This window comes from Halomonas sabkhae, assembly GCF_030409265.1.
GTDB classification, from domain to species: domain Bacteria; phylum Pseudomonadota; class Gammaproteobacteria; order Pseudomonadales; family Halomonadaceae; genus Halomonas; species Halomonas halmophila.
The window spans coordinates 151,253-164,419 of record NZ_JAUFPM010000003.1; the positions used below are offsets into that span (position 1 = coordinate 151,253).

Genomic DNA, 13,167 nt, shown 5'->3' on the forward strand with positions numbered 1-13,167 from the left:
GTGTGGCTTCCCGGCAGGAGTCCTCTGGCACGAAGGCAGGCAGAGACAGCAGTCTGCCTGCTTTCAGACGCCGGTCAGGGTCACTCCGGGTTGCGCGAGACCGGATAACGCGTTTCCTTGAGGCTGTCCTTGATCTTCTTGAGGTGGGGCAGGAAGTCTTCGCCGCGTCTCAGGGTGACGCCGGTGGCCAGGACGTCGATCAGCGCCAGCTGGATCATGCGCGAGGTCATCGGCATGTAGTGGTCGGTGTCTTCCGGCGCGCTGACGGCGAGTATCTCGGTGCATTCGTCGGCCAGGGGCGAGACCGGGTCGGTGATGCCGAGTACCACGGCGCCGTTGTTGCGGGCCTGGCTGGCGATATCGACCAGTTCGCGGGTGCGCCCGGTGTAGGAGAGTACCACCACCACGTCGCCGGTGTGGCAGGCTGCGGCCACCATGCGTTGCATCAGCACATCGATGTAGGCCGAGACCGGAATATTGAAGCGAAAAAACTTGTGCTGGGCATCCTGAGCAACGGCGCCCGAGGCGCCCAGGCCGAAGAAATGCAGCTGCTTGGCCTGGGTGAGATAGTCGACGGCGCGATCCACTCGTGCGGGGTCGGTCTCGCGGCGTGCCAGGTCGAGGGCGGCGATGGTGGCGCCGAAGATCTTGCTGGTGTAACCCTCAGCCGAATCACCGGGTTCGACGGCCTGACTGACATAGGGGGTGCCGCCGGCCAGGCTCTGGGCCAGCTTGATCTTGAAGTCCGGGTAGCCCTTGGCGTCGAAGCTGCGGCAGAAGCGGTTTACCGTGGGCTCGCTGACCGAGGCGGAATGCGCCAGACTGGCGATGCTCATGCTGGTCGCGGCACTGGGGTCGGCGAGGATGACATCCGCTACCTTGCGTTCGGAACGGTTGAGTTCGTCGAGGCGCTGGCGGATGCGGTCCAGCAGATCGTGACTGACCATGGGCGGGGGCTCTCCCTGATGGCGGGCCAAGGTGGTAATTTAACGACGTAAAGCCCGCTATCCTAGCGCGAGATCCCTGAAGGACGCCAGAGCCCGCCATGAGCGACTCGGGTCACTTTACCTTTAGTAGTAATCTTACAAAAATTTTTGGATGCTGGTGCGGCTTTGCGCTAGTATTTTGTAAAGTTAACCAGATAGGGGCGGACATGAGTCAAGATAAGCGGTCCCGGTCATCGAAGCTTGCCGACACCCTCGGCTCCGAGGTCGATTTCGTGCTGTTCGGTGCGCTCGGTGATCTGTCGCAGCGCAAGCTTTACCCGGCACTGTATCAGCTCGACCGGGAAAACCTGCTGGCCGATAACACGCGTCTGCTCGGGGTCGCGCGCCAGGAGGTCGATGCCGAGGGCTTCAGGTCCCGGGTCGAGGCCTCGCTCAAGGAATACATCAAGCGTGACGAGCTGGACGCCGAGGTTGTCGAGCGCTTCCTGAACAGGCTCGACTATCGCTGTATCGATGCGACCCAGGTAGAGGGTTATGCGGGCATTCGCGAGTGGCGCCAGGGAGCCGGCGACCGCCCCATGGTGGTGTACCTCGCGGTCGGGGCGAGCCTTTATGGCGACATCTGCCGCCATCTCGAGGACAGCGGCAGCCTCGACGAGAGCGCGCGAGTGGTGGTGGAGAAGCCGATCGGCCACGATCTGGAATCCTCAGACGAGATCAATGATGCCATCGGCGCCGTCTTTCCGGAGTCGCGCATCTATCGTATCGACCACTACCTGGGCAAGGAGACGGTGCAGAACCTGATTGCGTTGCGGTTCGCGAACCCATTGTTCGGCACCCAGTGGAATCAGAATCATATCTCTCACGTCGAGATCACGGTGGCCGAGAAAGTCGGTATCGAGGGCCGCTGGGGCTATTTCGATCAGGCCGGGCAGCTGCGTGACATGGTGCAGAACCATCTGCTGCAGCTGGTCTGTCTGATTGCCATGGATCCGCCGGCCAACCTCGATGCCGACGCCATTCGCGATGAAAAGGTCAAGGTACTCAAGGCGCTCAAGCCGTTCACCGATGACATGCTGGGCACTGATGTGGTGCGTGGCCAGTACATCGCCGGCACCAGTGATGGTCAGAGTGTGCCCGGCTATCTCGAGGAGCCGGATGCCAATACGGCCAGCCATACCGAGACCTTCGTGGCCATGAAGACGGAGGTGTCGAACTGGCGCTGGGCCGGGGTGCCCTTCTATCTGCGCACGGGCAAGCGCATGCCCGAGAAACTCTCGCAGATCGTCATTCACTTCCGCCAGCAGCCGCACTATATCTTCGATCCCGACCAGCGCTCCCTGGCGGCCAACAAGCTGGTGATCCGCCTTCAGCCTGACGAAGGCATCGCCCTGCAGGTGCTGACCAAGGACAGTGGTCTGGACAAGGGCATGCGCCTGCGTCCTGGCCCGCTGCATCTCGACTTCAATAATGCCTTCGCCAAGACGCGCATTCCGGACGCCTACGAGCGTCTGCTGCTCGAGGTGATGAAGGGCCAGCAGTACCTGTTCGTGCGTCGGGATGAAGTCGAGCATGCCTGGAAGTGGTGTGACAGCCTGATCGAGGCCTGGCAGGAACGTGACGAGCCGCCCAGACGCTATCCGTCCGGTTCCTGGGGGCCGGTGGCGTCGATTGCCATGATCAGCCAGGACGGCCGCAGCTGGTACGAGGATTATTGACATGACCCAAGAGATATCGCCCCGGGACCGCCTGTCCCTTCAGCTCGCCGAAGCCGTCGCGGAGGCATTGAGAGTCGACCTGGCCAGCCGCGAGCGGGTGCTGCTGGTGGTCTCCGGTGGCTCCACGCCGGTGCCGTTTCTGCGCGCGCTCGCCGAGACGCCGCTGCCCTGGTCGCGCGTCGATGTCACCCTGGCCGATGAGCGCTGGGTGGCCGAGTCCGATGACGACAGCAATGCCCGCCTGATTCGCGAACACCTGCTGCGCAGCCAGGCCCGTCAGGCCAATTTCGTGGCCCTGACCAACGCGGCCGATACGCCCGAGCAAGGCGTGGCCGAGGTGGTCGAGCGCGTCGCCGCCCTGGCCTGGCCGGCCAGTGCCGTGGTGCTGGGCATGGGCAGCGATGGCCATACCGCCTCGCTGTTTCCGGACAGCCGCGAGCTGGAACTGGCCCTGTCGACCGCGGAGCCCGTGGTGGCGGTACGCACGCCCAGCCAGCCGCAGACGCGCATCAGCCTGAGTGCCGACCGCCTGCACCAGTCGTCCCGACACTTCCTGCATATCACCGGCGATGCCAAGCGCGATGTGCTGGGCAAGGCAATGACCGGCGATGATACGCGCGCCTTGCCGATTCGTGCCTTCCTGGCGGCCCCCCTGGGTATCTATTGGGCACCCTGAACGCTACCGGCCTGTATTTCGGAGAACCACATGACCATCGATAAGCAATTGCCTTCCACGCGCACCACCGAGCTCGACAGCATCTGCCTCAAGGCGGAGGTCATTCCGGTGCTGGCCATTCAGCGCGTGGAAGACGCTGTGCCCCTGGCTCGGGCGCTGGTGGAAGGCGGCATCAGTGTGCTGGAAGTGACGCTGCGCACCGAGTGTGCCCTGGAAGCCACCCGGCGCATCAAGGAAGCCCTGCCGCAGGCCAGTGTGGGCATCGGCACGGTGCTGACCACTGCCCAGTATCGTCAGGCCGAGCAGGTCGGCGCCGACTTCGTGGTCACGCCGGGCACCACCGAGGCCCTGTATCGCCACGGCGTCAGCAGCCCGGTGCCGATGCTGCCGGGGGTGGCCACCGTCTCCGAGGTGATGGTCGGCTGGCAGTTCGGCTACCGTCGCTTCAAGTTCTTCCCGGCCGAGGCCAGTGGTGGCGCCAAGGCCCTCAAGGCCTTTGCCGGGCCGCTGCCCGAGGCTCGCTTCTGTCCGACCGGCGGCATCGGTCTGGATAACGCCGAGGACTATCTGGCACTCAAGAACGTGATGTGTGTCGGCGGCTCCTGGTTGACTCCGGATTCGCTGGTCGAGGCGGAAGACTGGGACGCCATTCGCCGCCTGGCCCGGGAAGCGGCGGATCGTTTTCATCACTGAATGAGGGTGGCACGGCGCGCGCTGCCTGAATGCTGATGCGTCAGACAGAGGCGCTGCCACCAGGATTCTCTCTCGACAGCCTGGCTGTCGCTTGCTCGCCGGCCCTCTGGGCCGGCTTTTTTAGGCGCATCGTCTGTGTCGCAAGCGTCGGTTGAGCGGACGCCCTCCGGGTATCAGTCGAGATCTGCGCGAGTCGGCAGGGCGGCATAGGCGCCGGGGCGCGTGACCGCATGGGCGCCGCAACGGCAGGCGAAGGCCAGGGCATCCTCGAGCAGGGCGGTGTCGCGGAACCAGTCGTCATGGTAGCGCTCGGCGAGGCGAGTCAGCAGGCCGCCGATGAAGGCGTCGCCGCCGGCGGTGGTGTCGACGGCCTTGACCACGGGCGGCGCCAGGCGTGTTTCATGGTCGCGCTGCTTCAGCCTGACCGCGCCGGGCCCCTGGGTGATGACGATGGCCCTGGCGCCGGCGGCCAGGCGCTCGGCCAGCCAATCGTCCTCCGGGTGGTCGGCGCGCAGGTAGGTCAGCTCGTCGTCGGCCAGCTTGATCAGGTCGGCGTTATCGAGGAGTTGGGTAACCAGGCTAATATCGGCCTGCCCGGTGGCCCAGAGGTTATGGCGCAGATTGGCGTCGACGCTGACCAGGTAACCGGCTCGCCTGGCCATCTCGGCCATGGCCAGCGTCGTCTCGGCGATGGCAGGCTCGGTCAGGCTGTTGCTGCACAGGTGCAGCAGGCCCGGTTCGCTGAAGGTGCCGGCGGGGATATGCTCGATACGGTACAGCAGGTCGGCGGCCGGCGGCCGGTAGAAGTCGAAGGTGCGCTCGCCCTCGGCATCCCGCGAGACGAAGGCCAGCGCGGTGCGAGCTTCGTGGGTGCGGCTGACACCCGAGACGTCGACACCGTGTGCCGCCAGCTCGGCGGCCAGGAAGTCGCCGAAATAATCCTCGCCGAGCATGCCGAGAAATCGGCTGGACAGCCCCAGCCTGGCGCAGGCCACGGCCACGTTGGCCGGCGCACCGCCGGCGTAGGGCGTGAAGGTCTCCGGGCCTTGTCGGTCGTCTCCCAGGCGGCTCGACAGCATGTCGACCAGGGCTTCGCCGAAGGCAATCAGGTGGTTCATGACATATTCCCCAGAGTTGGTGTTGTTGGCCGGGGCGCATGACGCCTCGGGTCAGGCGACCTCGTGGCCGCGCGCTGTCTCGAGCAGGTGATACCAGGTGGCGCGGTCCAGGTCATGACGGGCATCGTCGAGCAGCTGGGTGATGCGTGAGGCCGTCAGGCTGCCGATGACCGGCAAGGGACGCCCGGGCAGGGCGCGCAGCCAGGCCAGGGCGAGCCCGGCAGGCGAGACGCCGCGCTCGGCGGCAAGTGCGTCGAGACGCTCACCCAGAGCGCCCGAGAGGCATGCGCCACTCCCGAGTGGCGACCAGGCCATGGGCTGTTGACCATCGCCGATGACGGCGTCGTAGAGCCCGTCGAACAGCGGAGCAGAGTGCGAGAGCGACAGCTGCAGCTGATGGGCCTGCAGCGGGTGGCGCATGGCCGAGGCCAGGCGGCGCCAGGCCTCCGGCAGGAAGTTGGATACGCCCGCCGCACCGATCTTGCCGGCCTCGATGGCGTCATCCAGGGCCCGGCCGGTGGACTCGGCTGACATCAAGGGGTCCGGGCGGTGCAGCAGGAAATGCTCGATGTGCTCGACCCCGAGCCGCTCGAGGGCGGCATCGATGGCGGCGCTGACATGGGCATGCGAGCTGTTGTAATGCTTGACCCCGAAGGCTGACGTATCGCGCGCCGGCGTGACGATGCCGGTCTTGGTGATCAGGCCGAGGCGTCCGGCGAGGCCGGGGCGCAGGCGCAGCGCCTCGCCGAACAGGGCCTCGCAGTGTCGGTTGCCGTAGATATCGGCATGGTCGAACCATACCAGGCCTTGATCCAGCCTGGCCTCGATCCAGTCGGCCAGGGCGGCGGGGCGTTGCAGGTCCGGGGCCTCGCCCAGGTTCATCATGCCCAGGGCAAAGGGGGCGTCGAACGCCGGTGTCGTGTGCATCGTCAGGTATCCCGTGACAGGGTGGTGCCCAGCAGGTGCTGGGCGCCCGGGACCAGCCAGACCGGGTCGAGGCGGGTATTGGCCGACTCGACACACAGGAAGCGTCGCGCATCGGCCGGGGCAGTGTCCTCGGGCGGCGCCTCGCCGGGGTTCCAGACCACTACCGAGTCGCTGTTTTGACGGGCGATGCGTAGCCGTCGTTGCTCATCGTCGAGCACGACCTCGGCATTGCTGTGGTAGATGCGGTCGATGCTGCCGCGCACGCCGAGCTCGCCCTGCTGCTCGCAGTCGGCGAAGTCCTTGAGCTTGTCGAGGTAGCGGGCCCCCGCCAGGCCCTCGACACGGCAGGCATGGGCATCCTCCACCGCCAGGTAGCTGTGCAGGGCGCCGGTGATCTTCACCGGAGTCTCGCCAAGGTGCTCGGTGATCAGCTCGACATGCAGCCGATGGGCATTGGCCTGGACCACGGCACGCGGTACCAGCTGGCTGTGCAGCCGCTCGAGCGGACTGAGGTGGAGCTCGACGCCGTCTTCATGCTCATCGACGGCTTCCAGGCGCCAGTTCGCCTTGCGCGCGGGGCCATGCATGGGTCCGGAACGGTCCGGGGACTCGTCGGCGGTATGTTCATCGGCGAACCAGGGCCAGCATAGCGGGATGCCGCCGCGGATGGCCCCGGGCAGCGCCTGTGGCGTCGGTGTCACCCACAGCCAGCCACCCGGTACCAGCGTCTCGCCGGGGGCCGCAGCCGTACCGGCGGCCGGCGCGTTGTCGGGCGCCGGAGAAGAGCCTTCGGCTGGCGCGTGGTCGGACGCCGGAGCATAGTGCAGGACCTGGGCGCCCTGCAGTGAAACGGCGAGTTCCCCCCAGGGCTCGTTGGCCAGCCAGACGTCGCGTCCGGCCCACTCGGCGTGGCGTTGTCCCTGGGTATTGTCCAGCAGGGTGCGCAGCGTTTCGGGAATCATTCGGTCTCCTCGCCGGTCATTCGACCTCGGGGTTGTGCAGGGCTTCGGCGGCGCCCAGGAGTCCCGTCCACGGGGCGGTCACTACCTGAACGGGCAGTGAGGCGGTGTAGTCACGCATGCGCCCCTTGTCGTGGAAGGCCTCGAGAAAGCGGCTGTCGGGCAGCCAGTCCAGCAGGCGGGGCAGAATGCCGCCGCACAGATAGACCCCGCCCCGTGCGCCCATGGTCAGGGCCGCGTCACCGCTGACGTCGCCGAGAATCTTCAGAAAACGCTGAAGGGTATCACGCGCGATCGGGTCGTCGCTGCCGGCGGCCTCGGTCACCTCGGCCGGGGTGCGGTGTTGTGGGTTGGCCCCCTTCAATGAGCAGTGCGCCACGTACAGATCCAGGAGCCCCTGACCGCAGAGCAGGCGCTCGACCGAGATACGGCCATAGCGATTGCGGAAATGGCGCAGCAGGTTCTGCTCGCGTTCGTCGGTGGGGGCGAAGGTGACATGCCCGCCCTCGGTGGGCAGCGGGATCCAGTCATGGCGGCCGGGAAATACGCCGGCCACGCCGAGTCCGGTCCCCGGGCCGATCACCAGGCGCGTGGCATGCGGAGCACAGTGGCCTGCCTGGAGCGTGACTCGTTCGTCCTCGGCGACATGCGGCACGCCCAGTGCCTGGGCCATGAAGTCGTTGATGACCTTGAACAGCTCCAGGTTCAGGGCTTCGCGGACCTCGGTGCGGCTGAACGCCCAGTGGTTGTTGGTCATCACCACGCGTTCACCATGCACCGGGCAGGCGAAGGCCAGGCAGGCCTCGCGAGGCGCCTGGTCACCGGTTGCGCCGACTCGTTCCAGGTAGTCGCGGGCGGCTTCGATGATGCCCGGGTACTCGGCACAGGGCAGGCTCTGGATGTCGTGTGGCGCGAAGGCACCTGGCGTCACCAGGGCGAAGCGGGCATTGGTGCCGCCGATATCACCAATAAGTGCGGGTCGTGTCATGAGGCGTTCGTGTCGTCAAGAGTCGAGTCGGGGTGCCATCGCTGCAGCCGGCCCCGCCCGCTGCTGCGGGGCGGGGGCGAGCCACTCGTTCAGGCGTCTTCGTCGTGGATCTGGCCCTGCTGCCGTGCCAGGTCGTCGGCCTCGAAGCCGCCGAATACACCGGCGCCTTCCTCGCCACGCATGGCCAGGTGACGGAAGCCGGAAAACAGTTCGCGGCCGAGGCCCACATGGTAGTGGTCCAGCGAGGCCACGTGTTTCTCGCGGCCGGCCCAGGTCGTCGGGTCGACGTGGGCGTCAAGGGTACCGGCATTGGCATCGAGACGCACGATATCGCCATCTCGCAGCCGCGAGAGGGGGCCACCATCCAGGGCCTCGGGGCTCATGTGAATGGCGGCCGGCACCTTGCCGGAGGCGCCCGACATACGGCCGTCGGTGACCAGTGCCACCTTGTAGCCGCGGTCCTGCAGCACGCCGAGGAAGGGCGTCAGCTTGTGCAGCTCGGGCATGCCGTTGGCCTTGGGGCCCTGGAAGCGCACCACGGCGACCACGTCACGATCCAGATCGCCGGCCTCGAAGGCGGCCTTGAGCTCGTTCTGGTCCTCGAAAATGCGCGCCGGCGCCTCGATGAGGCGGTGCTCCGGTTCCACGGCCGAGACCTTGATGACGCCGCGGCCCAGGTTGCCGTCCAGCACGGTCAGGCCGCCGGTGGCCTGGAAGGGGTCGGCGACCGGGCGCAGTACATCCTTGTCGAGGCTCTGCTGTGGGCCTTCGCGCCAGATCAGCTGGCCATCCTCGAGGAAGGGTTCCTGGGTATAGGCGCTCATGTCGGTGCCGAACACCGTGGGGATGTCGCTGTGAATCAGTCCGGCGCTGATCAACTCGCGGAACAGGTAGCTCATGCCGCCGGCGGCCTGGAAGTGGTTGATGTCCGCCTGACCGTTGGGATAGACCTTCATCAGGCTGGGGGTGACCGCCGAGAGGTCGGTGAAGTCGTCCCAGGTCAGGGTGATGCCGGAAGCGGCGGCCATGGCCACCAGATGCATGGTGTGGTTGGTGGAGCCGCCCGAGGCCAGGAGGCCGACGATGGCGTTGACGAAGGCGCGCTCGTCGATCTGCCGGTAGAAGGGTCGGTAGTCGCCACCGGCTTCGGTGTTGCGCACGGCCTGCTCGGTGGCATAGCGCGTCAGTGCCTCACGCATCTCGGTGCCCGGATTGACGAAGGAAGTGCCGGGCAGGTGCAGGCCCATCATTTCCATCATCAGCTGGTTGGAGTTGGCGGTGCCATAGAAGGTGCAGGTGCCCGGGCTGTGGTAGGACTCGGACTCGGCCTCCAGCAGGTCTTCACGGCTTGCCTTGCCTTCGGCAAAGAGCTGGCGAATGCGCGCCTTTTCCTTGTTGGGCAGGCCGCTGGGCATGGGGCCGGCGGGCACGAACATGGCCGGCAGGTGGCCGAAGCGGGCCGCGGCGATGAACAGCCCGGGCACGATCTTGTCGCAGACCCCGAGGTAGAGGGCGGCATCGAACATGTTGTGCGAAAGCCCGACCGCCGAGGCCATGGCGATGACGTCACGCGAAAACAGCGAGAGCTCCATGCCCGGCTGCCCCTGGGTCACGCCGTCACACATGGCCGGCACGCCGCCGGCGAACTGGGCGGTGGAACCCATGTCGCGGGCGGCCGCCTTGATGGTCTCGGGAAAGGTCTCGAGAGGCTGGTGCGCCGAGAGCATGTCGTTGTAGGCGGAGATGATGCCCAGGTTGGCACTGTTCATCAGTTTCAGCGCGTTCTTGTCGTCGCTGCCGCAGGCGGCGAAGCCATGGGCCAGGTTGCCGCAGGAGAGCTCGGCTCGGTGCACGCCGCGGCGGTGCTGGTCCTCCATGCGCTGCTCGTAGAGGGCACGTCGTTCGCTCGAGCGTTCACGGATGCGTTCGGTCACTTGTTGAACGGTGGCATTGAGGGACGTGGAAGCTTGGGCCATGGGGCACCTCGGAGGCGTTATCGAGAATTTTGGTAAATTTAACAAAAAATTCGCCGGTCACGCCGCCATAATAGGCCTTTTGAGGGTGTTTTGTAATTATTTAACCCAAAAGGATAAGGCGGCCGGTAAGGCCGCGTCTTGCTCTGCCGGCGTGCAGACGAAGGTTCAGCACCCGGGAGCGCCGCCATGCCGAGTCGGCATGGGGCGGGCCCGGGGTGGCGAGAGTGGGCATGCCTGAGCACAATGTAGGGCCTTTTACGGTTGTCTGTCAGCCAGCTCGTGCTGTCCTTCGGAGGTTTCATGACGCGACTCCATCTTGCAGATCCGCTTGCCATGGCGGCGATACCGTCGGAGGCGTGGAATGCCCTCGTGGATGATGACTATCCCTTCCTGCGCCATGAATTCCTGTCCGCTCTGGAGTCGACCGGGGCCGTGACACGCGAGACAGGCTGGGTGCCGCGACACCTGACGCTGTGGCGCGACGGCGAGCTGGTCGGGGCGCTCCCGCACTACCTCAAGTATCATTCCTTCGGTGAATATGTGTTCGACTGGGCCTGGGCGGATGCCTGGGAAAGAGCGGGCGGGCAGTATTATCCCAAGTCGGTCAGTGCCGTTCCATTCACGCCGGTCCCGGGCCCCAGGCTGCTGCTCGCCGAGGATGTCGACCCGAGCGAGGCCATGCATCTTCTGTCCGAGGCCTGCTGCGGCGAGGATACCTCGGGTTGGCACCTGTTGTTTGCCGAACAGCGGGAAGTCGCGGCCTGGCAGCAGGCGTGCCCGGACCTGATAGCGCGGGATGGCGTGCAGTTTCAATGGCGGGACCGGGGGGTCGGTGACTTCGATGGCTTCCTGGCCAGCCTGACCTCGAAACGGCGCAAGGCCATTCGTCGCGAACGCCGTCGCATCGCCGAGCAGGGCCTGACCCTGCATCGGCTCGAGGGGGCCGATATTGGTGAGGCGGATTTGGCGCATTTCTACCGGTGTTACCAGATGACGTACCTGGAGCGCGGGCAGCGCGGCTACCTGAGCCATGACTTCTTCGCGCAGTTGCTGCAGCGGTTGCCCGAGGCGCTCCTGCTGATACAGGCCCGGTTGCACGACCGGCCCGTGGCGGCCGCCCTGTGCCTGCAGGGGAGCAATTCGCTGTATGGCCGTTACTGGGGCAGTGAGGTCATGGCCGATGGGTTGCACTTCGAGGCCTGCTACTACCAGGGCATCGAACACTGTCTCGCCCGGGGGCTCGATCTCTTCGACCCGGGCACCCAGGGGGAACACAAGCTGGCGAGAGGCTTCGCTCCTCTCCGTCTCACCTCGTTGCATCATATCGCTGATCCGCGCTTGCGTAGCGCGGTCGCGCGTTTCTGCCGCGAGGAAGGCGCTCATGTCAGCTCATATCATGAGGCCGCGACACAAGGCTTACCGTTTAAAAGTGAAGAAAGGTGAACTACTCTTCGTTTAATCCCGAAAGAATTTTTCACACTATTCTGTCATCTCGATGCGATTAGTTTTTGTGTTACATGAAGCCCTTTTTGTTTAGGAATTCCTGATTTAAAGCTGGGTTAATGTGCGCCTGCTAGTCGTTTTCGCGGTGGAAACTTCATTGCGAGCAAGAGGAATGCCGCTGAAAACTTCTTCCGTGAGCTCCCGTTGAAGAGGAGAGGATCTGATGGAATCGGCGGCAAGAGTGAAGCTGCTGGGCAAGGGCAGTGACAATGAAACGCAGTTGTTGGAGATATTGCAGCAGCAGGGCTGGCAAGTATCGCGACGCTTTCTCTTCGATGAATCCGGTTCCTGCTGTTGCCATCAGTATTCGGCCACCGACGGCCTGGGGGTGGTCGTCCTGGACACACTCTCCACGGATGAGCTGAGAAGGCTCGAGGCGTCCATGAGTGGCAGCCGTGCGCCCTGGGTCGCGGTGGTGGATGAGTCGGCGCTTGTCGTCAGTGACATCCGGCACCTGATCCTCGATCTGTGCTTCGGGTTCGTCACCTACCCCGTGGATCACGAGAGCCTGCAGTCTCTGCTGCGCAATGCCGCCCGGCTGGCGCATATCCAGCACCTCGAAGACGACGCCAGGGGGGCCGACGCACCACAGGATGACGTCAGTGAATACGAGATGGTGGGCACGACGCCCGTCATGTGGGACCTGTTCAAGACCATTCGCAAGGTGGCGGCCGTGGATGCCTCGGTATGCATTCACGGTGAGTCGGGTACCGGCAAGGAACTGACGGCACAGGCGATCCATGAGCGGTCCCATCGTTCGTCGGGCCCGTTTCAGGCCATCAACTGTGGTGCCTTGCCGGACAACCTCATTCAGTCCGAGCTTTTCGGACACGAGAAGGGGGCTTTCACCGGAGCGACGCAGCGCAAGATCGGGCGTATCGAAGCGGCCGACGGTGGCATCCTCTTTCTCGATGAGATCGGCGACCTGCCTCTCGATCTGCAGGTCAACCTGCTGCGCTTTCTCGAGACCCGGCGCATTCAGCGTATCGGCTCGCTCAATGAGATTGATGTGGACGTTCGGGTGCTGGCGGCAACACACGTCGATCTGGCAAGGGCTGTGGATGAAGGGCGCTTTCGCGAGGATCTCTTTCATCGGCTCAATGTGCTTCAGGTGGTGGTGCCTGCCCTGCGCGAGCATCCCGAGGACATCGAGGTCATGGCGCGTTTCTTCTTCAAGCGATTTGCCGGTGAAAAGCCGGCGACCCTGCGCGGCTTTTCCCGGGAGTCGATGGCGGCCATGCGCCAATACCCCTGGCCGGGAAACGTACGCGAACTGATCAACCGCATTCGCCGCGCCATGGTGATGTGCGAAGGGCGACTGATACAGCCGGATGATCTTGGAATCGAGCGCCGCAGGATTCATCGCCACATCCGCACCCTGGATCAATCCAGGGATCGTGCCGAGTGCGATGCCATACTCTCGGCACTGGTGCGCAACAAGTACTGCATCAATGCGGCGGCGGAAGAGCTCGATATTTCTCGCGTCACCATGTATCGGCTGTTGAACAAGCATGGTATCCCGCGTTCGCCCGCCGAGAGCTCATCCGAGCCGGAACCTGCCTGATACCGTCACGGCACCAGAACTACTCTCGACCCTCTTGACTGCCCGCTCTACGAAGCGGGTTTTTTTATGTGCTTTCCAAGAAGCACCGAGAAGTGTGT

General features: G+C 64.9%; 11 protein-coding genes. 5 read left to right on the forward strand and 6 right to left on the reverse strand.

The annotated features are described in order from the left end of the window. Positions 1-80 precede the first annotated feature (80 nt). The gene (locus tag QWY79_RS02405) at positions 81-947 is read right to left on the reverse strand and encodes a MurR/RpiR family transcriptional regulator (RefSeq protein WP_141317198.1); all 867 of its coding nucleotides are present in this window, start codon (positions 945-947) and stop codon (positions 81-83) included. Positions 948-1,153: 206 nt separating this feature from the next. Here QWY79_RS02405 and zwf point away from each other — a divergent pair, with 206 nt between their 5' ends. Genes zwf through QWY79_RS02420 form a run of 3 tightly spaced genes read left to right on the forward strand, consistent with a single transcriptional unit; the run spans position 1,154 to position 4,034 of the window. After that, positions 1,154-2,665, forward strand: coding sequence for a glucose-6-phosphate dehydrogenase (zwf, locus tag QWY79_RS02410; RefSeq protein ID WP_290269542.1), 1,512 nt, complete (start codon positions 1,154-1,156; stop codon positions 2,663-2,665). Between the two features lies 1 nt (position 2,666). After that, positions 2,667-3,341 carry a 6-phosphogluconolactonase gene (gene pgl / locus QWY79_RS02415; protein ID WP_290269544.1) on the forward strand — a complete coding sequence of 225 codons (675 nt, stop codon included), beginning with the start codon at positions 2,667-2,669 and terminating at the stop codon, positions 3,339-3,341. A 30-nt stretch (positions 3,342-3,371) separates the two neighbouring features. After that, on the forward strand, positions 3,372-4,034 hold the full coding sequence (locus QWY79_RS02420) for a bifunctional 4-hydroxy-2-oxoglutarate aldolase/2-dehydro-3-deoxy-phosphogluconate aldolase (protein ID WP_141317201.1): 663 nt from the start codon (positions 3,372-3,374) through the stop codon (positions 4,032-4,034). Between the two features lie 173 nt (positions 4,035-4,207). On the opposite strand, the gene QWY79_RS02425 is transcribed toward QWY79_RS02420, so the two are convergent. The 5 genes from QWY79_RS02425 to edd all read right to left on the reverse strand — a co-directional run bounded on the left by QWY79_RS02425 (position 4,208) and on the right by edd (position 10,002). Continuing rightward, the gene (locus QWY79_RS02425; RefSeq protein ID WP_290269546.1) at positions 4,208-5,152 is read right to left on the reverse strand and encodes a carbohydrate kinase family protein; all 945 of its coding nucleotides are present in this window, start codon (positions 5,150-5,152) and stop codon (positions 4,208-4,210) included. Positions 5,153-5,203: 51 nt separating this feature from the next. Further along, on the reverse strand, positions 5,204-6,079 hold the full coding sequence (locus QWY79_RS02430; RefSeq protein WP_290269548.1) for an aldo/keto reductase: 876 nt from the start codon (positions 6,077-6,079) through the stop codon (positions 5,204-5,206). A 2-nt stretch (positions 6,080-6,081) separates the two neighbouring features. Further along, positions 6,082-7,041, reverse strand: coding sequence for a D-hexose-6-phosphate mutarotase (locus QWY79_RS02435; RefSeq protein WP_290269550.1), 960 nt, complete (start codon positions 7,039-7,041; stop codon positions 6,082-6,084). Between the two features lie 16 nt (positions 7,042-7,057). Further along, on the reverse strand, positions 7,058-8,026 hold the full coding sequence (gene glk / locus QWY79_RS02440; RefSeq protein ID WP_290269552.1) for a glucokinase: 969 nt from the start codon (positions 8,024-8,026) through the stop codon (positions 7,058-7,060). An 89-nt stretch (positions 8,027-8,115) separates the two neighbouring features. Then, positions 8,116-10,002 carry a phosphogluconate dehydratase gene (gene edd, locus QWY79_RS02445; RefSeq protein ID WP_290269554.1) on the reverse strand — a complete coding sequence of 629 codons (1,887 nt, stop codon included), beginning with the start codon at positions 10,000-10,002 and terminating at the stop codon, positions 8,116-8,118. Positions 10,003-10,302: 300 nt separating this feature from the next. On the opposite strand from edd, the gene QWY79_RS02450 reads away from it, so the two are divergent. Beyond that, positions 10,303-11,445, forward strand: a complete 1,143-nt coding sequence (locus QWY79_RS02450; RefSeq protein WP_290269556.1) for a GNAT family N-acetyltransferase — start codon at positions 10,303-10,305, stop codon at positions 11,443-11,445. Between the two features lie 223 nt (positions 11,446-11,668). Then, the gene (locus tag QWY79_RS02455; RefSeq protein ID WP_290269558.1) at positions 11,669-13,069 is read left to right on the forward strand and encodes a sigma-54 dependent transcriptional regulator; all 1,401 of its coding nucleotides are present in this window, start codon (positions 11,669-11,671) and stop codon (positions 13,067-13,069) included. The last annotated feature ends 98 nt before the right edge of the window (positions 13,070-13,167 follow it).